The sequence below is a fragment of the Paenibacillus sp. FSL H8-0457 genome, from assembly GCF_038051935.1.
GTDB lineage: Bacteria > Bacillota > Bacilli > Paenibacillales > Paenibacillaceae > Paenibacillus_AQ > Paenibacillus_AQ lautus_A.
The window spans coordinates 6,615,259-6,636,648 of the sequence record NZ_CP150293.1; the positions used below are offsets into that span (position 1 = coordinate 6,615,259).

Genomic DNA, 21,390 nt, shown 5'->3' on the forward strand with positions numbered 1-21,390 from the left:
AGGGCAACAGCAATTTGATGCCTTGCGCAACCATCGTAAATCCCCTTCGTTCTCTTCTCTCATTAAATGTATCTATGGTTAAGCGTCTACCCGGGCCATGACTTGATCCGAGAGCGATTGAATTTTGGCCTTCGCATCGGCGAGAGATTCGCCGCGCACGGCAAAATACACTTTGATCTTCGGCTCGGTGCCCGAAGGTCTCAGGCAGAACCAAGAACCGTCTTCAAGCAAATATTTTAACACGTTTTCCTTCGGCAATCCGTCCAAGCCCTCCGCATAGTCAAGGACCTGCTTAACCGATTGGCCCCCGACCTTCTGGGGCGGATTGTCGCGCCAATCGGACATCTTGGCTTGAATCTGGGCAACGCCATCCTTGCCTTTGAGCGTCCGGGATTCCAGCGTCTCGAGGAAATAACCGAACTGCTCGTAAAGCTCCTGCAGCACATCGTACAGCGTCTTGCCTTGTCCTTTATAGTAGGCGGCGGCTTCGCAAATCAGCATCGAGGCCAGCACGGCATCCTTATCGCGCGCATAGTTGCCTGCCAAATAGCCGTAACTCTCCTCATAGCCGAACAGATACGTATGGCTGCCGGACTCCTCGAACTGGGTCATTTTCTCGCCAATGTACTTGAAGCCCGTCAATGTATTCAACACGGCGGCACCATAATGCTCCGCAATCGCCGCTCCCATCTCGCTCGTAACGATGGTCTTGATGACGGCACCGTTATGGGGCAGCTTGCCCGCTTCCTTCAATTGACCCAGCAAATAGTGGATCATAATCGCGCCCGATTGATTGCCTGTCAGCACGACGTATTCACCTTGGCCGTTCTTCACGACAGCCCCCATGCGATCCGCGTCGGGATCCGTCCCGATCAAAATGTCGGCTCCTACTTCCTCGCCAAGCTTCATCGCAAGCGTGAACGCTTCACGTTCCTCCGGATTCGGAGATTTCACGGTGGAGAAATTGCCGTCCGGCTGTGCTTGCTCAGGAACGACATGGATATGCTTAAAGCCGATGTTCCGAAGCACCCGCTCGACCGGGGCTTGCCCTGTTCCGTGCAGCGGCGTAAATACGATTTTGAAATCCTCGCCAAGCTTGGACGCGATAAGCTCCCGATTCACGCTGACATCGGTCACCGTATCCACAAAAGCCTGGTCCTCCGCTTCGCCCAGCCAAACCAACAGACCCTGTGCCTCGGCATCCGCCTGCGACAGCCTCTTCACGGCGGAGAAAGAATCCACCTCCTGAATCCGGGCAATCACGTTTTCCGCTTCGTCCGGCACCAGCTGGCCGCCTTCACGGTTGTACACCTTATAACCGTTATATTCCGGCGGATTATGGCTTGCCGTGACGACAATCCCGCCGGTAGCGTCCAAGTGGCGCACGCTGAATGACAGTTGCGGCGTAGAACGCAAGGAAGGATAAAGCTTGGCTACAATCCCATTGCCGGCCAGAACCAAAGCAGCCTCCAACGCAAACTCCGGCGAGAAATGCCGGGAATCATGGGCAATGACAACGGAAGGCTTGCCTTCCGCTTCGCCGTGAGCCTCCAGAATATATTGCGCAAAGCCTTGCGTTGCGCGACCTACCGTATATTTATTCATCCGGTTGCTGCCTGCACCAATGACGCCGCGCAGACCGCCCGTTCCAAATTCCAGATCACGATAAAACCGCTCCTCCAGCTCTTTGGCATCGTGCTCGAGTGAACGCAGCTCCTGTTTCGTCTCCTCATCTACATAAGGATCATTCAACCAACGCTGTACCGTATCGATTGTTCTCTGACTCATCTCTGACATGAAAAAAAGTCTCCCTTCCTCATCCAAACAAGAATAGTCTGAAAATTACTCCTTGTCCGCGAGAGCAAACATAATTTCTCCCCCGGCCACTACGCGTCCATCCACCGTTGCGGTCGCTTTCCCTTTGCCGATCATGCCCTTCAGGCGAATGATCTCGACTTCAAGGCGCAGCGTGTCTCCCGGTACCACTTGTCCACGGAAACGGAAACCGTCAATGCCCGCCAAAAAGCCGAGCTTGCCCCGATTGCTCTCTACGTTGAGAATCGCTACAGCGCCGACTTGCGCCAAAGCTTCTACAATCAGGACTCCCGGCATAACGGCATATTCAGGGAAATGCCCAACAAAAAACGGTTCGTTGATCGTCACGTTCTTGATGCCGACCGCCCGTTTGCCATCCTCGATCTCCACGATCTTATCGACGAGCAAAAACGGGGGACGATGCGGAATAATCTCTTGGATCTGTTTGATGTTCAACATAGTATTAAATCCTCCTTATGTACGTACCCGCCAAGCATAGCGTTTGAAAAGGGGAGTTCGTTCCAGTTGCGACGCTATGCCGCTTTCTCAAGCAGCGGAAGGTATTGCCGATGGTTGTATCAAGCTTCATCTTCGAGGTTCTTTAACGAATTTCAGATCATTTGCATAAAAAGAAGGAGTTGCGGAAAAAATGATGGATATCCTTCACCGCTGCAGAAGTGAAGGTTTCAGATAAGGGGCTTTCTCCTTCGGACATTCCGTGTACGAGGAGAGGGCCCTTTTACAAGTTTTTTGGGGTCCCCGCAAAGTATTTGGAATAAGCATCGCAGCATAGGCTCCACTTTGTGGGGTTATTTTATATACATCCGTCCATTGTCATGAAATGACAAAGTTAATACGCAAGTCCCATCCCATTATACCGTTTAACCCTAAAAAAAGAAAACTCCCTTACAGGGAGTTTGGCATCTTATCAAAGACGTTGTATGTCACCCCGACCTTCGTCACGGTGCGAAAATCAAATCAAAAACATGCTTCCATGTGCCCCATTCAAACACTTCACTAAGCTCCTGATCCCCCAGGACAACATATCCGAAGACCATGCCCCCGAATAATGCCAGTACGAGCAATACAGGAATCATGATACGGACGGCGATTTTCCATCCGGATGTCTTGGAGCGTTTTTTGGCGTTTGATTCACTCATGATGCCCACCTACCCTCGCATTGTGTTGGCAAGGTTCATCATGGTATCGCTGGAACTAAGCGCGCGTGCCGTCAGCTGGTAGGCCCGCTGAACTTCCATCATCTTGGTCAATTCATCGGTCAGGTTCACGTTGGACTGCTCCACAAATCCGGACAGCACCTTGGATTTAGGAGGCTCGCCCGGAGCAGGCGGCGTCGTATCGAATACGTCGCCTTCCGCTAAACCGTTCCCTAAGACAAACAGGTTATCCCCTACAGCGACCAGTCCCTCCGGACGCTCAAGCTCAACCAGCTTCAAGGTGGCATAAGGAGCCGTACGGCCACCCGTTGGGGTCTCCACGATAATCTGACCTCTCTCATTGATGGCAACTTTCCCTTTGGCCGGAAGAGAGATCGGATTATCGTTCACGTCAAGCACAGGATAGCCTTGTGAATTGACCAGCAGCAGGTTGTTCGGATTACGGGCGTCCGGGGATACGTGGAATCCGCCTTCACGGGTATATCCGATCGCGCCGTCTCCCTGAACCGCAAACATGGCTTGCCCGTCAATCATCAGATCGAGCGGGTTGCCGGTTTCCTTCATGGCGCCCTGCTCCATGTTTGGCACAACGGAAGATAATCTCATGCCGTACCCGAGTGTATAGCCAAGCGGCGTCGCACGGCCCGTCCGGTCGAAATCCTTGTGATGGCCCTGAACCTGAGTCAGCACATCCTCAAAGGATGCCTCCTTTTTCTTATAACCAGCCGTGTTGACGTTTGCCATATTGTCCGCAATGACATCCAATCGCTGCTGGAGGGCATTCATCGACACCATGGCGCTAATCATCGAGTTGTTCATTACTTACCTCCCGTGGGCTCCCATTATTCCGGCAGCAGTGTGCTGCCTACCTGCTTACAGACGTTAGCTTAGACGCGGCCAATTTCATTGACCGCCTTCTCCAGCGTTCTGTCGTAATATTGAACGATTTTCTGATTCGTTTCATACGCGCGCAGCGCAGCGGTCAATTCCACCATCGACTGCGTTGGATCCACGTTGGACCCTTCGATGAATCCCTGTCGGACCACTCCGTTATCGGCCGGCGTCATAAAACGCACTTCACCGTCCGGATCAGCCATGCGGAACACGCCATGCCCTTCTCGAATCAGTCCATGAGGCTGGCTCACGATGCTGACGCCGAGAATGATGCCCGTCCCTCTGCCAGCGGCGTCCATGATTTCTCCTTGCTCATTCACTGTAAAGTCACTCGCCGGACCTGTCAATACAATCGGTCTGTTATTGTTATCCAGAACCTGATAGCCGCTCTCGCTCAACAGGTTGCCTTCGGGGCTGACCCGGAAGCTGCCGTTGCGGGTGTACCGGACATCTCCGTTCTCGTTCTGAACCGTGAAAAATCCTTCCGGCCGGTAAATCACCTCGCCGTTCTCATCCACGTATCTGCCCGAAGCATCAAACGGATAAGCCTGGCCCGTTGCCGGATTCTGTACCGTAAACGAGGATACCAGCGCAAAGTCCGTTGTCTTGTTCGTTTCCCGAAGCGCGCCTTCCGTATAGAGCGAAATGCTCTCCTCCGCGTATACGCCCGTGTTGAACTTGCCGAGCTTCCGTCCCGCATTCGACGACTCGTTGCCGCCGATCATCGAGACCAGAACTTCAGGGAACGAGCGCTGTACACTGTTCGTTGCCTTATAGCCTGTCGTGTTAACGTTGGCGATGTTCTGCGTCACCGTATTATGTCGCTGCTCCTGGGTCATCATCCCTGAAGCCGCTGTATATAGACCTCTTAACAATGAAGGCACTTCCCTTCCAAAATAGATCCGTGAATGGCCGCTTCGCTGACGGATTGTATTTCCAATCGCTGTTGTTTTCGGATTTCTCGTTAGAACTTCTCAAATGTTGAAATCCGAAATCAAAGGCGACCACTCCGTTTTTCCAATACAATTCCGTCCTCTTCGCTGCTGCTGCGCATGACCATTGTATACTGCAGACTTTTGTAGCTGCATCGTATGGATACAGATTTATAATCAAAAATCACGTTCCTATCATCTATATCGGAAGGTTAGAACTTTTTCTTAACGACCTTGTCCAAATTATCGAGCATAATTCCCGTTCCCTTAACCACACAGTGCATCGGATCTTCAGCGACAAGCACCGGCACCCGAAGCTCGTCCGTCAACAGCTCGTCCAATCCATGAAGCAGCGCGCCGCCGCCCGTTAGAATGACGCCGCGATCGATGATGTCCGCCGACAGCTCAGGCGGAGTACGCTCCAATACGGATTTGGCTGCGAGCACGATCGATGACACGGGATCCCACAGGGCTTCCTGCACTTCCTCTGACGACACCGTGACGGTAAACGGCAATCCCGATACCATATCGCGTCCGCGAATATCCATCTCAGCTTGTCTGCCGCCCGGACGAACCGTTCCGATCGCCATCTTCAAATCTTCTGCTGTCCGTTCCCCGATCAGCAATTTATATTTATGCTTCACGTACTTCGTGATCGCCTCGTCGAACTTGTCCCCTGCCATTTTAATCGAAGAGGCGGTGACCACATCGCCCATGGACAGGACGGCCACATCCGTGGTGCCGCCCCCGATGTCCACAACCATGTTACCGCTCGGTTGGAAAATATCCATTCCTGCGCCGATTGCCGCCGCCTTCGGTTCTTCTTCCAGGAACACATCCCTTGCGCCGCTGCGCTCAGCCGCTTCCCGGATCGCTTTCTGCTCCACCGAAGTAATGTTCGTCGGTGCACAGATCAGGATTCGGGGCCGGCTGTGCCAACTGCGCGCGCCCACGCGATCAATAAAGTACTTCAGCATCGCTTCCGTAATTTCGAAGTCGGCGATGACCCCGTCCCTCAGCGGGCGGATCGCCGTAATGTTGCCGGGAGTACGCCCGACCATGCGCCGTGCTTCCTCACCGACGGCAAGGACTCGTTTGGTGTCGGTCTCAATAGTGACAACGGAAGGTTCGTCTAACACTACCCCCTTCCCCTTTACGTGAATGAGCACGTTCGCCGTTCCGAGATCGATTCCAATATCCTTGCTCAACATCATGAAAAGCCCCCAAAGTGTTATTTTATGGTAAAAGAGTCTGTTCGCTGTACCGTACCACCCTTCGACATAATCTAGCAATCGATGATGATCTTCGGCAAAACAGGTCCCATATTTCGATCCTATACCAGCTTTTAACATATCATACTTTAGGGGAGGGATTCAACGCCAATCTAGCGACCAAAGCCCTAAAAAAATCAGGATTTTGCCGTGGCCACCGGTTCACGGTTGCTGCCGGTTTTTTTGTACTTGATCTTGGTAGCTTCTCCGCCTCTCAGATGGCGGATGGATTTGTGGTATTCGAGAATGTGCTTTACCTGATCCGCCAGGTCCGGGTTGATCTCCGGCAGACGTTCGGTTAAGTCCTTATGCACCGTGCTCTTCGACACGCCAAATTCTTTGGCTATAGTTCGAACCGTATGCCTCGTTTCCACGATACAGCGTCCGATCTTAATGGTCCGCTCTTTGATGTAATCGTGCACGCTCCCGCCTCCCTACTGTGTGGATAGTTTGGTACATTATATGAGGGGCCTGACGGGATATTCGCGGTTTCAAGTGCTGACAAGCTTACTTGGACCCATTTATTTTCTGGACATGCCGGTCGCGGACAAGCAGAGAAACTCCATAAAATAAGGCGCAGCAAGGGTTGGACTTGCCATCCGAACCCGCAGCAAAAAAAAAGACAGGATCCCAAGATCCTGCCCTCTTCAAGTGCGCGGTGGGCGCATATGACGAAGAAATGAAATTATTTTTGCGGAAGCACGCTCACAGGGTTGACCAGTTTCCCGCCCTCATACACTTCAAAGTGCACGTGGTTGCCGAGATCCTTCTCAAGCTCGCTGCGTCCGGCCGTCGCGATGGAATCGCCCTGCTTCACTTCTGCGCCTTCCTTCACTTTCACTTCGTTCAAGCTTTGGTACACGGTTTTGGTATCGCCGGATGTAATCTCAACGACGTTACCGTTGACCGGATGATTCTCGACCCGGGTCACTTTACCCGTAAGCGCGGCTCTGACTTCGAACATCGTGTCATCGGCGGCAGCCAAGTCGATTCCCAGATTCGGCGTGAAGGTGTCGTTATATTGCACCATCGCCTCTTGATGGGTCTCCGGATTCGTCTCGTCAAAGTAAGGTTTGACGATGCTCACCGCCACGTCGTCCGCTACCGGCCAGATCATCGCTTGCGCATTAGCCGTCACTTCTACAGCCTCTCCGTCATTACCTTCGGTTGCAGCAGGCTTCTCCGAGCCTTGAACCGATTCCGATACGGTTGTTGCTTCCTCTTGTGGGTTCAGCGTCTTTTGGCTGGCGTCCTGGTAGACCCACACGAGGGTTAGTATAATTGCCGCTGCTGCTAAGTATGCTGCCGGGAACACCCACCGTTTGGATAATGCTTTCTTCCACGAAGATGACGTTACCGCCGAATCTCCTTGCACAGTTTTAGGAGTTTCTTCGTGGGGTTTACTATTTTTGTTCTGTTCATTCATTTGCAATCACCTCAGTAACCATTGTTACCGGGGCCAACTCTTTTATACGTTATCTCACTATTATTTTTTTGAGAGGTTGTTCCAAAAGTCGTCTTTTGATCACGGAGTGAATCAAGGGGCAACTCGGCATCGAATCTTGAATTCAGCCGGTCCTTCCAATGCTCACGTACCCAAAACGTACGCTCCGCTTCTCAGTCCCTAGCTTTATTCAACCTTCTCGGTGTTGAAAAACAGATTTTTTGAACTTGTATTTAAAGAGAGAAGATTTGAAGTTTTGTCAAAAGAAATATTCGTATAATAGTGCTCCAGAATCGCTTTCGCTTCATATCCCTCGCGGGCCATGCCCTCTGCTCCGTATTGGCTCATGCCGACTCCGTGGCCGTTTCCGTAGGTCGTAATCTCAATCTCTCCGTCTTTCATATGAAGGGTGAATTGGCTGGACCGGAGCCCCAGCTTCTCTCTCACCTCGCGACCGGTGAACTTCTTGCCGCCGACCCGTACGCTCTCAATGCGATGGCCTTGCGTATACGAGAGCACTTTCAAAAAAGAAGAACCCCCGTCCCCGCCCGCCGATACCGGTACGGCTCCATCCGCCAGGCCAAGCTTCCCGATAAACTCCGACCTTGGCATCGTGACCGTTGTCTTGTATTTGGGCGAAATCTCTTTATCCCATGGACTCTCCACGCTGCGCAGGTAGGGAATCTCGTTCTTCCAATAATCCTCTGAATTTTCGGTATACCCGTTGCTGGTGGAGAAAAAAGAAGCCGTAATCGGCTTACCCTCATACGTCATCACCACACCCGCCGTTTCCTTAACGGCCTGCCGCAGCTTCGCCAGCTCGGCTTCCTTCCCCAGCCGACGCCATTCCTTCGTCAGCTCGTCTTGGGCGATATAGGCCTGGTGACTGACCGTGTCGGTCACCAAGGCCTTGCCGTCCGGCACGCCGCTGCGGTCGCCGGACGCCAGCCGCTGCACGATATAGGTTCGTGCAGCGATGGCCTGGGCCTTGAGCGCCTCCAGCTGGAACTCCGCCGGCATCTCGGCGGCCAGGACGCCGACGAGGTATTGTTCCAGCGGCAGCTCCTCCACGGTATCCGTCTTGGTTACATAGACGGATACCATGGGCTCTTCCGCCGCCTGCGGCTCGGCGGAAGGCAGCGGGGCCGGCCCGGGCGGCAGCGGCTCTGGTGCGTTGTTGCCGGGGGCAACCACCAGCAGAGGCAGCGCCAGCGCCAAGGCCAGCAGCCCGGCCACCGCCCAGACGGCGGGGTGCACCCGCACCCGCCGCTTCCCGGCGGCCGGGCGCCGCGCGGCAAAGCCGCGGCGCCCCCAGCGCGCAGGCCGCACACGGAACGTGCGGCCGCCGCGCGGCACGCGGCCCGATGCCGCTTGCGCGAAGCGCTGCGGCTCGGCCGCGGAGTGCGGGCCCTGCGGCATCGCCGCCGGCCCGCCGGGGGCTGGCGCGGCGCCATGCGCAGGCGCGCCGGCAGGGCGTTCGGGCGGCGGCGTCTGTGCCGCCCGCGGGCCATGGCCGGACTCGCCGAAGGCGTCCGGCCTGCTCCCCGGGCCGCGGTGCCCGCGCGGCCCTTCCTGCATATCCTCTGTATCCGGTATCGAACGACGGCTTTGTTCTTCAGTCAGCCCGCCCTTCGTCTCAAGCCCCTCAGGAAATTTCCACTTCAACACGGGAGCCGCCGATCCTTCGGACGGCACCTGATAAGGCTCAGCACTTCCTTCTTTCCGAACGTCTTTTGAATCGACCGCTCGTTTGTTCCCTGCGGTGCTCACATTCACACGAACCTTCGAATCTTTCATTGCGTTTCCCTCCTGTGCCTTTTCCCCTGGTATAGGCTCTCGTTCATGCTCCATCACGCTCTACTTATACTTATGAGATACGGGTATTTGATAGAACTATTCTAAGAGAACGGGAAAATTCATATGGATGAAGAAACGCTGAGGCTGACTGCAAGCAAGCTAGCAAAAAGTCTCCTATTGATCCGGAATCCCAACATAAGAGAAGGAGGGATAGCTGCCATGATGATGGCATACCCAAAAAAGAAGAGGCCTTGCCTCCATCGGCAAAGCCCCTTCTATGACTTAATGCGGTCTAACCTTAATGAACAGATCCAGCCTCCAGGTTATACCCAGGTTGGCTGCACTTTAAAATGTTTGGCGTCCTCTGCTTCAGTTGCCGCTTTCTTCGAAACCTTCTCCGTGCTCGGTTCCTCCGTCGAAATACGCCAGATATCCGCGCCAAGTCCGGACAGCTTCTCCGCCAAATGAACATAACCGCGATCAATATGCTGAACGCCGCCAACTTCGGTAGTCCCCTCAGAAACAAGACCGGCTAAAATCAAGGCGGCCCCTGCACGCAGATCCGTTGCCGTTACTTTGGCTCCTTTCAGCTTCGCGCCGCCGGTCACGATGGCAGAACGTCCCTCCACCTTGATCTCCGCATTCATCAATTGGAATTCGTCCACGTGCATAAAGCGGTTTTCAAATACGGTTTCGGTCACGACACTTGTACCTTCCGACACCAGCAAGAGCGCCATCATCTGCGATTGCATGTCGGTTGGGAATCCAGGGTAAGGCAAGGTTTTCACATCCACCGACTTTAACGGCTTGTCAGCGATGACGCGAATCCCGTTCTCGTCCGGCTCGACGGTGATCCCCATCTCCTCCATCTTGGAGATGACAGGGCCGAGATGATCGGCAATGGCTCCTTCCACGTATACGTCCCCGCCGGTAATCGCAGCGGCAGCCATGAAGGTGCCTGCTTCGATCCGGTCAGGAATCACGTTATGCTTCACGCCATGCATCTTCTCAACGCCTTCGATGCGGATCACGCCCGTGCCCGCACCGCGAACTTTGGCTCCCATCGCATTCAGGTAATTCGCTAAATCGACAATTTCCGGCTCTTTCGCCGCATTTTCGATAACCGTTGTCCCTTCAGCCAATGTGGCAGCCATCATAATATTTTCAGTAGCACCTACGCTGGCAACGTCCAAATAGACCTTTGCCCCGCGCAATCTGCCATTGCTCTTAGCTTCAATATATCCTTGTCCGAGGCTGATTTCCGCCCCGAGAGCTTCAAATCCTTTTAGATGCTGATCGATGGGTCTTGTGCCGATAGCACATCCCCCGGGAAGCGAAATCCGGGTTCGTCCACAACGTGCCAATAAAGGTCCCATGACCAGAAAAGACGCCCGCATCTTCCGCACCCATTCATAAGGCGCTTCACATGTCGTTATGTGCTCTGCATTCACACGTATCACTTCATCCTGATATGTAATGCCCGCACCAAGCGACTCCAATACTTTGCTGATTGTAATTACATCGTCAAGAGGAGGCGCGTCAATAATAACACTTTCCCCAACTTCCCCTAGTAGAGAGGCAGCGATGATCGGAAGAACTGAATTTTTTGCTCCGCTGACTTTGACGCTTCCGGTCAGTCTTTTGCCACCGCGGACGATAAATTTGCTCATCATGGTTTCCCTCCGCGTCCATAATTTTCCTGATTGCGTGTGTTAGTAATTAGGTGTTGCTAATTCCCTAACTTTCATCTTAACATTAGTGTTTTCCGCTAAACAAGCGATTTTTGAACTATTTATGACATCTGATACGGTGTCTACATCAGGAATCGAACAATCCATGATGCCACCTTATGAAGCATCTGTTATCCGCAGTATGGACCTACGAAAGGTACCATGACCGACCAGCACTTGTCAATGCGCAACAATTACCGGGTGAACATTATAGTCCGGAAGTCATAGCGTCCGCCCGATCCGTTTCTTGATTTAAGTGTTAACATAATAAAATGCGTTTATTCGACATCTTCTTCTGAAGCAACCTAACAGAGATATAACCATTCATACCGCAATTAAAACAGACACGTAAAAAGATTGCCGAACACATAACCATCCTACAACTCATGTCTTTAAAACAAGCTGCTCCAACACGTTATGTACCACGCCCGTCATTCGCGTTTAAAACATATATCGGATCATTTGACTCCATGTAATATAGTCAATTAGGAATTCAGCAACGAATCGTCCAAGCACCACCGCCAGCAGCAAATGCAGCAGCTTTCCCTGCGGCCCTTTCGGATGACGGACAACCAAATCCAGCTTTACTTGTTGTAATGCCCACCAAGCCAGTGCGATACAGACCAGTGAAACAACAATCGATATCAATCCGCTAACACCGACGGCACCGATTGAATTGGATAAATCCTGATTCATACTCCCTCCTCCTTCGTGAATTTGTCAGCCCTATTCAGGACCGACTCTTCTATAATACTTGGCTGGAGCCTAAGAATCCAGCACTTTCTATACGACATTTCCTCGGAAATAATAAAATTTATCGACATTGCCCAAAAACGATCAGGAACACGCCATTAGCCGAAGTCCAAAATGCTGTTCTTATCGCAATCATGAACCAATGAAACACCAGGAATGGATATAGTTTCATTCCCCATGCTCCTATTTATACTTATTATATTACAAAAAATTACCGGACCCTAACTTAGCGGCCGGTAAAGCTTCCAGCATGGTTAATTCTTGGAATGACCTTTCTCTCTTAGACGCTATATGTTGTGCTGCGACTCTATAAAAGCAAGGGTTAGATACTTGGGATATCCAACATTTCATAGAATCGCAGGCTCCATAAGCTTCATATGACACTGTTAGAGAGCTGCTTTAGCGAATTCATCCTACTATTCTGACCCTTTAAACGATGAAAAAATTAACTATAATCGACGCGATTTTCAGAAAACGGCCCTTGTTTTCCCCGCTTATCGAACTTCACAGCAACATGATTCAGATTCTCTGAAATCCTATGCTTGCTGTAAACAAAAAAACAGCTTGGCTGCAATCTTGCAGCCAAGCTGTCTTGGTTCAACGATTAGTTCCGCGTCACTTTAATCCGGTTCATCGCTCTTTGCAGAGCCAATTCCGCGCGACGATGGTCAACTTCATCTTGTCTTCCCTTCGCATGCAGGCGAGTCTCTGCTCTTTCCTTCGCGGCTTCCGCACGCTCCAGATCGATTTCTCCCGCTCTCTCTGCGCTTTCCGCCAGGATGACAATCTTATCTTTGCGGACTTCGACGAAACCGCCCTGTACCGCAAACGGGGTTCTCTCGTTGCCGATCTTCACAAAGACTGGCGCTATTTGAAGCGGCGTAACGAAGGAAATATGACCAGGCAAAATGCCCAGCTCTCCCTCGACCCCACGCACCGTAACACTGTTCACCTGCTCCGAGTAAACCAAGCGGTCCGGCGTTACGATTTCCAACAAAATGGTGCTCACTTCCATCCCTCCTCACCGTTTTCCGCAGAAAACTCGCGCAGCAGACCTCACAGTCCCACTGTGAGCACTGTTTCGGTCTGCCGATCACGGAGCGTCAGCTTACAATGTTTTTGCTTTTTCAACTGCCTCTTCAATCGTACCTACGAACAGGAAAGCGGCTTCCGGAAGGTGGTCGTGCTTGCCTTCCAGGATCTCTTTAAAGCTGCGTACGGTTTCTTTAACCGGCACATATTTACCAGGAATGCCGTTAAACTGCTCGGCAACGTGGAAAGCCTGGGAAAGGAAACGCTGAACACGACGAGCACGTCCAACGATCGCTTTATCTTCCTCGCTCAGCTCATCCATACCGAGGATTGCAATGATATCTTGAAGCTCGTTGTAGCGAGCCAAAATTTTCTTAACGCCTTGAGCCACATTGTAATGCTCTTCACCAACGATTTCCGGAGCCAAGATACGGGAGCTGGATGCCAGCGGATCTACCGCAGGATAGATACCCATCTCGGAAATTTTACGCTCCAGGTTCGTCGTTGCATCCAAGTGAGCAAACGTCGTAGCAGGAGCCGGATCCGTATAGTCATCCGCAGGTACATAGATCGCCTGGATGGATGTTACAGAACCTTTTTTCGTGGAGGTAATCCGCTCTTGCAAGCGACCCATTTCGGATGCCAGCGTTGGCTGGTAACCTACCGCGGAAGGCATACGTCCCAGGAGGGCGGATACTTCGGAACCCGCTTGAGTAAAGCGGAAGATGTTGTCGATAAAGAGAAGTACGTCTTTACCTTCTTGGTCACGGAAATATTCCGCCATCGTCAATCCGGTCAACGCTACGCGAAGACGGGCACCCGGAGGCTCGTTCATCTGTCCGAATACCATCGCGGTTTTGTTGATAACGCCGGAATCGCTCATCTCGTGGTAAAGGTCATTACCTTCACGAGTACGCTCACCTACGCCGGCAAATACGGAGATACCGCCGTGTTCTTGAGCGATGTTGTTGATCAATTCCTGGATCGCAACGGTTTTACCTACGCCGGCACCACCGAAGAGACCGATTTTACCGCCTTTTTGGTATGGAGCAAGCAAGTCGATAACTTTAATCCCCGTTTCAAGCATTTCTGCTTGCGTGGAGAGCTCATCGTATGCAGGAGCTTCACGGTGGATCGGGTTATTAACTTCGGACACTACGGCACCTGCATTATCGATCGGCTCACCCAATACGTTAAATACGCGACCGAGTGTAGCGGAACCTACAGGAACCGTGATTGGTCTGCCCAAATCCACAGCTTCGATGCCGCGAACGAGACCGTCCGTGGATGACATCGCAATACAACGAACCAGGTTATCACCCAAATGATTGGATACTTCCAAAGTCAAATCAACCGAGCGGCCGCCTTCCAACGTAGCTTCAATCTTGACAGCATTAAAAATCTCGGGAAGATGACCGCGCTCAAATTCAATGTCAACTACAGCACCTGTAATGCTGACAACGCGTCCTTTTTTCATTGATTCGTTTTCCCTCCTACCCGTTCACCTCTGGCGGTGAACGATGATCGTAAAAGCGGCTGTTCATCACATCGCCGCATATCCGTTAAATACTAAGTTAAGAATTCAAACGTGCATTATTGCTGAGCGTTGGCTCCGCCCACAATCTCGGAAATTTCCTGCGTGATGGCAGCCTGACGAGCACGGTTGTAAGTCAGGTTCAACTCGTTGATCAACTTGCTCGCATTCTTCGTTGCTGCTCCCATCGCGGTCATCTTCGCTCCAAGCTCACTTGCCTTCGCATTGAGCATTGCGCTGAAAATCAGCGTTTCCGCATATTTCGGAAGCAGAACCTCCAGCACGCCTTCCGGAGACGGCTCATACTCATAACCAGTCAGGTTCTCCCCGCCGCCAATGTTCTCCATCGGCAGAAGTTTGGAGATTTCCTGAAGCTGAGTCAAGGCATTCACGAATTGGTTATAGCACAGGTATAACTCATCAATCTGACCCAGCTCGTATTGGTGAACCGCCGCGTTAGCGATGGTCTTAATATCCGCATAGGTCGGACTGTCGGATAAATCGGTGAGCTCCTCAACAACCGGAAGTCCACGACGGCGGAAATAATCCCGTCCTTTACGTCCGATCACAAACAGGCAATACTCGTCCTTGGACTGATGGCGTTCTGCGATAAAATTCGATACTTTACGCAAAATATTGGAGTTCGAAGCACCCGCAAGACCACGGTCTGAAGTGATCACCAGATAACCGGTTTTCTTCACTTCGCGCTTCTCCAGCATCGGATGGCTGATTCCCTTGGTTCCAGCAGCGATGCTGCCAACCACTTCTTTCAGCTTCTCGGAGTATGGAAGCGCGGAGGTCGCCTTCTCTTGAGCTCTTCTCAGCTTGGCAGCAGCAACCATTTCCATCGCCTTGGTGATCTGCCTTGTGTTCTGAACACTCTTGATCTGCCGTTTAATATCACGTAATCCTCTTGCCATGTTTTCACCACCTTAAAGCTTTGGCGAAGCCAAAGCTAACTTCGTAAGCATCAGCCTAGCTTTGGCGAAGCCAAAGCTAACTTCGTAAGCAATCACCTAACTTCGGCAAAACCAAAGTTACTTCGTAAGCAATTCGCGCTTTGGCTGGGGCCAAAATTACTTCGTACGGGTAGACTAAGCTTTGGCTAGGACCAAAGCCACATCTGTTGTAAAAACCACTTTGGTCACAGCCAAAGCTACATTCCATATGATGAAAGAGGATGCCGGGCTTACCCCGGCTCCCCTCCTATTACTTGCCTGAGGAGCTTAGACCGAAGCGGCAAAGCCCTTCTTAAATTGATCGATTGCCGCTTTCAACGCGTTTTCGTTGTCGGACGTCAAATCCTTCGTATCCGTAATGGATTGAAGAATTTCCGGTTTATTGCTTCCAATAAACGCGAGGAACTCGCTCTCGAAACGACGCACGTCAGCAACCTCGATATCATCGATATATCCTTTAACGGCTGCGTACAAGCTAACCACCTGTTGTTCAACGGACAACGGCTGGTTTACGCCCTGTTTCAGGATTTCCATCAATCTTGCACCACGGTTCAAACGAGCCAAGGTTGATTTGTCCAGATCGGATCCGAACTGGGAGAACGCCTGGAGCTCACGGTATTGCGCAAGATCCAGCTTCATGCCGCCCGCAACCTTTTTCATCGCCTTGATCTGCGCGGAACCGCCGACACGGGATACCGAAATACCGACGTTAATCGCTGGGCGTTGTCCGGAGTAGAACAGCTCGGACTCCAGGAAGATCTGTCCATCCGTAATCGAAATTACGTTGGTTGGAATGTAAGCAGATACGTCAGAAGCCTGTGTTTCAATAAATGGCAGTGCGGTTAATGAACCACCACCAAGCTCATCGTTGAGCTTCGCTGCACGCTCCAGCAAACGGGAATGCAGGTAGAAAACGTCACCCGGATAAGCTTCCCGACCCGGAGGACGACGGAGGAGCAAGGACAATTCACGGTATGCTGCCGCTTGCTTCGACAAGTCATCATAGATGATGAGTGCATGCTCGCCTTTGTACATGAAGTACTCGCCCATTGCGCAGCCTGCGTATGGAGCGATGTACTGCAGCGGAGCCGGCTCGGAAGCCGAAGCCGTAACAACGATCGTGTACTCCAGCGCGCCATGACGGCGAAGAGTTTCAACAACCTGTGCTACAGTGGACTGCTTTTGCCCGATGGCTACATAAATACATTTAACGCCGCTGCCTTTTTGGTTCAGGATCGTATCGATGGCTACGGTCGTTTTACCTGTTTGGCGGTCACCGATGATCAGCTCGCGCTGACCGCGGCCGATAGGTACCATCGCGTCGATCGCTTTAATACCGGTTTGCATCGGCTCATGAACGGATTTACGGTCGATAACGCCTGGTGCACTGCTCTCAACCGGACGGAATGCAGTCGCTTCGATCGGGCCTTTGCCGTCAAGCGGCTGACCCAGCGGATTCACGACGCGTCCAAGCAGAGCTTCGCCTACAGGAACCTCCATGATACGTCCTGTACGCTTTACCTGATCGCCTTCCTTGATTTCGGAGTAAGGTCCCAGGATAACGACACCGACATTGCTCTCCTCAAGGTTCAGCGCCAGACCGAACACGCCGTTTTGGAACTCCAAAAGTTCCCCGGACATCGCGTTCTCCAGGCCGTACACGCGAGCAATACCGTCACTTACTTGAATTACCGTACCTACTTCAGAGACAGTGATATCGGATTTATATTCTTCAATTTGACTTTTGATTAAAGTACTGATTTCTTCAGGTCTGATACTCAACGTTTTCACCCCTATCTACTATGCTCGTCTATTAAAAGACTTTTCGAGACGTTCCAGCTTCCCGGCAATGCTTCCGTCATACAGCTTGTCGCCAATGACAACTTTCAGGCCGCCGAGCAAACTTTCGTCCACAACATTGGTCACGCGGATCTTCTGATGTGCTAACTGTCCGAATTCCGAAGCAACCTGTTCTTTTTCCTGATCGCTAAGCGGGTAGGTGGAGTACACAGTGGCGTCTGCCAATCCCAAGCTCGCACCTTGTATCTTTACATAACTGTTCAGCAGTTCTGCGAACATTTCTGCACGCCCTCTGTCGAGAAGCAATTCGATCGTGTTCAATACTGGCTGCGATACCTTCCCTGCCAACGCCTGGCTGATTACGTTCATTTTCACGGACTGGGGAACATTCGGCGTGGCGATGAATTTCCGGATGTCGGCATCGCCTTCAATGGCATGCACAACAGCCCGCAATTCCTCTTCCACTTCCAGACCCTTCTGCTGCTGAGCCGCCACTTCGAACAGCGCCCGCGCATACCGCTTGGCTGCTACCGTATTTTGGCTCATGGTCTGCCTCCTACCTCTTTAAGGTATTGATCCACCAGTTCTTCTTGAGCTTGGTCGTTCTTGACTTCACGTTCGATCAGCTTGGTTGCGATCTTCACGGAAACGCTGCCGATTTCGCTGCGAAGCTCTTCGACCGCTTTCTTCTTCTCATTCTCGATATCACGAACAGCTTCGGATTTCAGGCGAATCGCCTCTTCCTTAGCCTGTTCCATAATTTGCTCTGCTTGTTTGTTGCTAGTTTGTCTGGAACGCTCGATGATTTCGTGAGCATCTTGACGCGCTTGTTCCAGTGCCTTCTTCTGCTCTTCTACATATGCAGTCGCCTGCTGGCGGGTCTGTGCCGCTTCGTTCATCTGGCTCATGACCAGCTCACGACGCTGCTCCATGATGCCGAACAATTTGCTGAACGCAAACTTTTGAAGCAAGAGGTAGAGAATAACAAACGCAATAATAGTGATTACCATATTTTCCCAAATAATTGTCATTGAGGTCACTCCTTTCCATCAACACGAAGTGCGGTGCCTAACAAAACGAAGGCGCGGATGGCATCGGCCCTCCCCGCCAAACCGTTGTATTGTTATTAAGAGAACATGATCAAGAACGCGATTACAGTAGCCGCCAAAGGAATAACCTCTACGATACCAACACCGATAAACATCGTTGTTTGCAATTGACCACGTGCTTCTGGTTGACGAGCGATAGACTCAACTGTTCTGCTTACGATCATACCGTTACCCAAACCTGCGCCAAGGGCGCCCAGACCTACTGCAATAGCTGCTGCCAAAAATTCCATTGTTAAATATCCTCCTTAAAATTGTTTCAAAATTGAAATTTGGTGAAACTATAGAAAATATCTCTTTCGAAAAACACCGCTGTCACGGCGGATTCGTCCGAGTTGATCAATGCTCTTCGTGAATCGTAGTTTGCGAGATGTATACCATTGTCAAAATCGTAAAGATAAACGCCTGCAATGCACCAATGAAGATACTGAAACCTTGCCATGCGGCCATGAACGGAATGCCCCAGAAGCCGGTTTTCAGAATCACCGTGATCAGTACCTCGCCGGCAAAAATGTTGGCGTAAAGCCGGATTGCCAGAGCGATAGGTTTTGCCAGGTTCTCAATGATATTGAGCGGCAGGAAGATCGGGAACGGTTCGATGTAATGCTTCAGGTAATGCTTGCGATTCAGCTTCAGGCCCAGGTAGTTCATGAGCACGAATACAACGATCGCAAGACCGGCCGTAACGGAAATGTCCGCTGTTGGCGACTTCCACCACAATACGTGAGCATAGTGGCCATGTTCAAGTCCGAGTGTAGCCAGAATTGGCTGTCCAAAGACTGTGAAGTTCTCCGGCAAGTCGGTGATAATTGAGAACGGCAAGCCCAGCAAGTTGGCTACAAAGATGAACAGGATCAGAGTAAGCCCCAACGATATGTAAGCTTTCCCTTTCTTCAGATCCATCGCACTCGCTACGACGCCTTGCACAAATTCCACTACCCATTCCATGAAGTTTTGCAGTTTGGAAGGGTTTTCGACAGATAGATTACGTACCGCCAGCCGGCATAATACGAACACCACCACACAGGTGACAAGAAGCATTATGACCGCTGAAAGGTCAATATTCAATCCGCCAAGTTTGATAATCGGTGAATCATGCATATAATTGTTTTCACCCCTTTCCAAGTTAGCGCTGATCAATGATTGTTTCTCAAACTGAACACAATGCTGACAGGAATGGTCAACAATTGGGGTATGAACAGACCGGCGATAGCACCGCCGAGGGATACCTGTTCGAGTTTTACGGCGAAGATCACAATCAGAAGCCCGATGCACAATCTCGTAATGAAGCCGAAGTTGTACTTTTTCGGTTCCGGATCGACAGCCAATTGCGCCAGCTGCTGCACTTTCATGGAGAGGAAGCGTACATTAAACAAGCCCGCCGCCATGCCCATGATCAACCCCATAATTATCGGGCGGAATTCCGGATAGAGAGCCCATCCGAGAAACAAGGCAGACAATAAGAGTAACGATACTCTAAATACAGCGTTCACAATGGAAGTCAAATCATTCACGCCTGCGCCCCCAAAAACTTTTTAATGAGAAGAGCGATATTCAAAATCCCTACAAAGAGCCCCGAAAGCGTACCAATGGCAAGCCACACTCTGGGCCCGTCCAACTGATTCATGAGCCATCGCCCGGTAAAAAAACCGATGAGAATGTAAGCGGCAAGCAAACCGCCCGCCCCGCTAATGTATAGCGCTATCAACCAAGGGTTATCTTGACTTTTCGGATTTTTCATATGAACCTCTAATCCCAACTCATTTTACTGAATATAGCAAGAGTTTGTCAATGAATCGATTTGATGGATTTCCCGTGTAAAATCGGCGTTTTGAGCAGTCTAAATTGCGCAAAACGCCGCGGTAACCGTACAGTTCAACTGTATGCTGTCCCCTTGCCAATCAGAATACGGTAAACTATGCCTTTGTGAACATTCTGTGAAATTCCTCAGGACGCTCTTTTCGAATGCCAAAATGGTGCAAAATCGCATTGACAATTCGCTGGGAAGCTTGCCCATCCCCGTAAGGATTAGCTGCTTTGCTCATCTTGTCATAGAGCTCCTGATCGGTCAGCAGAGCCTTAATGCGTTCGTACACATTCTCTTCCTGGGTGCCTACCAGCTCCAGGGTGCCGGCTTCAATGCCCTCCGGACGTTCCGTCGTGTCCCGAAGCACCAGCGTCGGCACGCCGAAGGACGGAGCTTCCTCTTGCATGCCGCCCGAATCCGTAATGATGAAATGCGTACGTGTGTAGATATTATTCATATCCACGACATCCAGCGGTTCAATCAGCTTGATGCGCGGGTGGTTCCCCAAAATGCGGTGAGCCGGCTCTTTGACGGCAGGGCTCGGATGCACAGGGTAGACGATGGCGATATCCTCGAACTCGTCGGCAATGCGCTTCACCGCTTCAAAAATCTGACGGTGCGGCTCCCCTTGGGATTCGCGGCGGTGCGCCGTCATCAGGATCAGGCGCTTGTCCTGTGCCCAATCCAGAACCGGATGGGTATATCCTTCCCGCACCGTATACTGGAACACGTCCGTGGCGGTGTTGCCCGTCACGTAAATGCGGGATTCCGGCTTGTTCTCCTTGCGGAGATTCTCGGCAGACCAGTCCGTCGGCGCAAAGTGCAGATCGGCCAGCACGCCGGTCAGCTGACGGTTCATTTCTTCAGGATAAGGATTCAGCTTGTTCCATGTGCGAAGACCGGCCTCTACATGGCCGACCTGAATCTGCTGCAGGAAGGCTGCATAGCTGGCCAGGAACGTTGTCAGCGTGTCGCCGTGCACCAGCACGATATCCGGCTTGGCCTCGCGCAGGACAGGCTCAAGCCCCTCCAGAACGCGTACGGTGATCTCATTCAGCGTCTGACGGTCTTTCATCACGTCCAAGTCGTAGTCCGGAACAATCTTGAACACGTCAAGCACCTGATCCAGCATTTGCCGATGCTGCGCAGTTACACAAACCACCGATTCGATATGCTCCGGATGGCGCTGAAGTTCCAGAATAAGCGGCGCCATCTTGATCGCTTCGGGGCGGACCCCAAATATCGTCATCACTTTCACTTTTGACATGTTTGAAATTACCCCTCTTTGCATGCTTGTTTTTTCAAATATTCAAGTGGTACGAATGACAGGCAGGGCTC

At 51.6% G+C, this 21,390-nt stretch carries 22 protein-coding genes; all 22 read right to left on the reverse strand.

The window, feature by feature from the left end:
* Positions 1–78: 78 nt before the first annotated feature.
* Positions 79–1,797, reverse strand: coding sequence for a phospho-sugar mutase (locus MHI43_RS29890; protein WP_036660343.1), 1,719 nt, complete (start codon positions 1,795–1,797; stop codon positions 79–81).
* Positions 1,798–1,842: 45 nt separating this feature from the next.
* Positions 1,843–2,274: a 3-hydroxyacyl-ACP dehydratase FabZ gene (fabZ, locus tag MHI43_RS29895; protein ID WP_036660346.1), complete on the reverse strand. Its 432-nt coding sequence runs from the start codon at positions 2,272–2,274 to the stop codon at positions 1,843–1,845.
* Positions 2,275–2,774: 500 nt separating this feature from the next.
* Positions 2,775–2,975: a DNA-directed RNA polymerase subunit beta gene (locus MHI43_RS29900; RefSeq protein ID WP_009594210.1), complete on the reverse strand. Its 201-nt coding sequence runs from the start codon at positions 2,973–2,975 to the stop codon at positions 2,775–2,777.
* 9 nt (positions 2,976–2,984) lie between these two features.
* Positions 2,985–3,812, reverse strand: coding sequence for a flagellar hook-basal body protein (locus MHI43_RS29905; RefSeq protein ID WP_015737739.1), 828 nt, complete (start codon positions 3,810–3,812; stop codon positions 2,985–2,987).
* Positions 3,813–3,880: 68 nt separating this feature from the next.
* Positions 3,881–4,762 (reverse strand): flagellar hook-basal body protein, encoded by an 882-nt coding sequence (locus tag MHI43_RS29910; RefSeq protein ID WP_036660349.1) that lies wholly within the window; start codon positions 4,760–4,762, stop codon positions 3,881–3,883.
* Between the two features lie 269 nt (positions 4,763–5,031).
* On the reverse strand, positions 5,032–6,030 hold the full coding sequence (locus MHI43_RS29915; RefSeq protein WP_036660372.1) for a rod shape-determining protein: 999 nt from the start codon (positions 6,028–6,030) through the stop codon (positions 5,032–5,034).
* Between the two features lie 197 nt (positions 6,031–6,227).
* A complete protein-coding gene (gene spoIIID, locus MHI43_RS29920) occupies positions 6,228–6,512 on the reverse strand; it encodes a sporulation transcriptional regulator SpoIIID (RefSeq protein ID WP_009594246.1) in 285 nt (94 codons plus the stop codon).
* Positions 6,513–6,775: 263 nt separating this feature from the next.
* A complete protein-coding gene (locus tag MHI43_RS29925; protein ID WP_015737742.1) occupies positions 6,776–7,516 on the reverse strand; it encodes a M23 family metallopeptidase in 741 nt (246 codons plus the stop codon).
* Positions 7,517–7,720: 204 nt separating this feature from the next.
* Positions 7,721–9,331 (reverse strand): stage II sporulation protein D, encoded by a 1,611-nt coding sequence (gene spoIID, locus MHI43_RS29930; protein ID WP_341283198.1) that lies wholly within the window; start codon positions 9,329–9,331, stop codon positions 7,721–7,723.
* A 323-nt stretch (positions 9,332–9,654) separates the two neighbouring features.
* Positions 9,655–11,001 (reverse strand): UDP-N-acetylglucosamine 1-carboxyvinyltransferase, encoded by a 1,347-nt coding sequence (murA, locus tag MHI43_RS29935; RefSeq protein WP_176502510.1) that lies wholly within the window; start codon positions 10,999–11,001, stop codon positions 9,655–9,657.
* Positions 11,002–11,502: 501 nt separating this feature from the next.
* A complete protein-coding gene (locus MHI43_RS29940; protein WP_009590551.1) occupies positions 11,503–11,757 on the reverse strand; it encodes a DUF1146 family protein in 255 nt (84 codons plus the stop codon).
* Between the two features lie 661 nt (positions 11,758–12,418).
* The gene (locus MHI43_RS29945) at positions 12,419–12,823 is read right to left on the reverse strand and encodes a F0F1 ATP synthase subunit epsilon (RefSeq protein WP_015737745.1); all 405 of its coding nucleotides are present in this window, start codon (positions 12,821–12,823) and stop codon (positions 12,419–12,421) included.
* A gap of 99 nt (positions 12,824–12,922) precedes the next feature.
* The gene (atpD, locus tag MHI43_RS29950) at positions 12,923–14,323 is read right to left on the reverse strand and encodes a F0F1 ATP synthase subunit beta (RefSeq protein ID WP_009590553.1); all 1,401 of its coding nucleotides are present in this window, start codon (positions 14,321–14,323) and stop codon (positions 12,923–12,925) included.
* A gap of 116 nt (positions 14,324–14,439) precedes the next feature.
* Complete coding sequence (gene atpG, locus MHI43_RS29955; RefSeq protein ID WP_009590544.1) at positions 14,440–15,300, reverse strand: ATP synthase F1 subunit gamma; 861 nt, start codon at positions 15,298–15,300, stop codon at positions 14,440–14,442.
* A gap of 306 nt (positions 15,301–15,606) precedes the next feature.
* Complete coding sequence (atpA, locus tag MHI43_RS29960) at positions 15,607–17,121, reverse strand: F0F1 ATP synthase subunit alpha (RefSeq protein WP_015737746.1); 1,515 nt, start codon at positions 17,119–17,121, stop codon at positions 15,607–15,609.
* 18 nt (positions 17,122–17,139) lie between these two features.
* Entirely contained in the window at positions 17,140–17,685 is a 546-nt protein-coding gene (locus MHI43_RS29965) for a F0F1 ATP synthase subunit delta (protein WP_036662091.1), read from the reverse strand.
* A complete protein-coding gene (gene atpF / locus MHI43_RS29970; protein ID WP_036662089.1) occupies positions 17,682–18,170 on the reverse strand; it encodes a F0F1 ATP synthase subunit B in 489 nt (162 codons plus the stop codon). The genes MHI43_RS29965 and atpF overlap by 4 nt, the downstream gene beginning before the upstream one ends.
* Before the next feature lie 95 nt (positions 18,171–18,265).
* Positions 18,266–18,478 carry a F0F1 ATP synthase subunit C gene (gene atpE, locus MHI43_RS29975; protein ID WP_007128780.1) on the reverse strand — a complete coding sequence of 71 codons (213 nt, stop codon included), beginning with the start codon at positions 18,476–18,478 and terminating at the stop codon, positions 18,266–18,268.
* Between the two features lie 106 nt (positions 18,479–18,584).
* Entirely contained in the window at positions 18,585–19,346 is a 762-nt protein-coding gene (atpB, locus tag MHI43_RS29980; RefSeq protein ID WP_009590537.1) for a F0F1 ATP synthase subunit A, read from the reverse strand.
* A gap of 35 nt (positions 19,347–19,381) precedes the next feature.
* Entirely contained in the window at positions 19,382–19,759 is a 378-nt protein-coding gene (locus tag MHI43_RS29985) for an ATP synthase subunit I (protein ID WP_015737749.1), read from the reverse strand.
* The gene (locus tag MHI43_RS29990) at positions 19,756–19,986 is read right to left on the reverse strand and encodes an AtpZ/AtpI family protein (RefSeq protein WP_009590543.1); all 231 of its coding nucleotides are present in this window, start codon (positions 19,984–19,986) and stop codon (positions 19,756–19,758) included. Before MHI43_RS29990 ends, MHI43_RS29985 begins: the two co-directional genes overlap by 4 nt.
* Positions 19,987–20,161: 175 nt before the next feature.
* Positions 20,162–21,319: a UDP-N-acetylglucosamine 2-epimerase (non-hydrolyzing) gene (wecB, locus tag MHI43_RS29995; RefSeq protein WP_015737750.1), complete on the reverse strand. Its 1,158-nt coding sequence runs from the start codon at positions 21,317–21,319 to the stop codon at positions 20,162–20,164.
* Between the last annotated feature and the right edge of the window lie 71 nt (positions 21,320–21,390).

Excerpts from the sequence above, each read along its gene's own strand:
- atpE (WP_007128780.1), bottom strand. The coding sequence starts at position 18,478 with ATGGAATTTTTGGCAGCAGCTATTGCAGTAGGTCTGGGCGCCCTTGGC.
- MHI43_RS29890 (WP_036660343.1), bottom strand. The coding sequence starts at position 1,797 with ATGTCAGAGATGAGTCAGAGAACAATCGATACGGTACAGCGTTGGTTG.
- wecB (WP_015737750.1), bottom strand. The coding sequence starts at position 21,319 with ATGTCAAAAGTGAAAGTGATGACGATATTTGGGGTCCGCCCCGAAGCG.
- MHI43_RS29940 (WP_009590551.1), bottom strand. The coding sequence starts at position 11,757 with ATGAATCAGGATTTATCCAATTCAATCGGTGCCGTCGGTGTTAGCGGA.
- murA (WP_176502510.1), bottom strand. The coding sequence starts at position 11,001 with ATGAGCAAATTTATCGTCCGCGGTGGCAAAAGACTGACCGGAAGCGTC.
- MHI43_RS29925 (WP_015737742.1), bottom strand. The coding sequence starts at position 7,516 with ATGAATGAACAGAACAAAAATAGTAAACCCCACGAAGAAACTCCTAAA.
- atpB (WP_009590537.1), bottom strand. The coding sequence starts at position 19,346 with ATGCATGATTCACCGATTATCAAACTTGGCGGATTGAATATTGACCTT.
- MHI43_RS29915 (WP_036660372.1), bottom strand. The coding sequence starts at position 6,030 with ATGTTGAGCAAGGATATTGGAATCGATCTCGGAACGGCGAACGTGCTC.
- atpG (WP_009590544.1), bottom strand. The coding sequence starts at position 15,300 with ATGGCAAGAGGATTACGTGATATTAAACGGCAGATCAAGAGTGTTCAG.
- spoIID (WP_341283198.1), bottom strand. The coding sequence starts at position 9,331 with ATGAAAGATTCGAAGGTTCGTGTGAATGTGAGCACCGCAGGGAACAAA.
- MHI43_RS29965 (WP_036662091.1), bottom strand. The coding sequence starts at position 17,685 with ATGAGCCAAAATACGGTAGCAGCCAAGCGGTATGCGCGGGCGCTGTTC.
- MHI43_RS29900 (WP_009594210.1), bottom strand. The coding sequence starts at position 2,975 with ATGAGTGAATCAAACGCCAAAAAACGCTCCAAGACATCCGGATGGAAA.
- MHI43_RS29905 (WP_015737739.1), bottom strand. The coding sequence starts at position 3,812 with ATGAACAACTCGATGATTAGCGCCATGGTGTCGATGAATGCCCTCCAG.
- atpF (WP_036662089.1), bottom strand. The coding sequence starts at position 18,170 with ATGACAATTATTTGGGAAAATATGGTAATCACTATTATTGCGTTTGTT.
- atpD (WP_009590553.1), bottom strand. The coding sequence starts at position 14,323 with ATGAAAAAAGGACGCGTTGTCAGCATTACAGGTGCTGTAGTTGACATT.
- fabZ (WP_036660346.1), bottom strand. The coding sequence starts at position 2,274 with ATGTTGAACATCAAACAGATCCAAGAGATTATTCCGCATCGTCCCCCG.
- MHI43_RS29990 (WP_009590543.1), bottom strand. The coding sequence starts at position 19,986 with ATGAAAAATCCGAAAAGTCAAGATAACCCTTGGTTGATAGCGCTATAC.